An 816-nucleotide genomic window follows, 5' to 3' on the forward strand; every position below is an offset into this window, starting at 1 on the left:
CTACCGCGTCATTCACCTCTGCGAAATAACCGTTACCCTCAGCACCATTCCCCCAAGCTGCCAGAAAATCATTATAATCTTCCAGCTCAAAGGTTTCCTGAAGCGCTGTATCAGTCGACACGTTGCTGTCGCCAACCGCCTGCTCCACTAAAGCTTCAGCCACGTCATGGGCCTCATTCGGAATATTTACAAAAGCCTCATTGGCGGAATCTGTATCCAGCCCTTGAATGAACGCAGCCACATTTCTCACCTGCGCTGACACCGTGGCTGCTTCCCTTCTAGGTGAAATCACCAAATCAGAAACCGTCACTGTATAACTTTCCGCCAAGGCGTCGGCAGGGAACACAAGCTCACCCAAAGAAATATAGTGGCCTTCAAATAACGCATCGCCGACCAAAAACTCTACTCCACTGGTGCCGGCAGGACATAAAGCGTTAAAAGCAGGAATAGTCACTTGCGCACCAGTACTGCTGACGGATTGCTCTTCATCTTGATTGGTGAAATAGACGACATTGCTCCCCGTACAGCTATACCCAAGGTTATGCACCCGCGGCCCAACCAGCTCGACCAGCACCTCACCACGGGTATTAGGCTGACAACCAGCACCGGCCGGGCAACCTGGAATAGTTGCATCAGAGAAATCTTCGCCGCCATTGCAACCGGCCAAACCCATCGATAGTGCTGCCAGAATTAAAATAAATCGCATACGTTATACCTGTGAGCTCGCGATATGGTTGTTAGGCCTGCTATGGTGCAGACAGAACCAGTTCGCCTTCAATTACCTGTTTCAAGCCATCAGAAGCTGGCCGAGCGTCC

The 816-nt window shown here is 51.1% G+C and carries 1 protein-coding gene; it reads right to left on the reverse strand.

The window, feature by feature from the left end:
- Positions 1-706, reverse strand: a 706-nt coding sequence (locus A3730_RS05385) for a hypothetical protein (RefSeq protein ID WP_156500928.1), incomplete at its 3' end; no start/stop codon positions are given.
- Positions 707-816 lie beyond the last annotated feature (110 nt).

The sequence above is a fragment of the Alcanivorax sp. HI0044 genome (assembly GCF_001634945.1).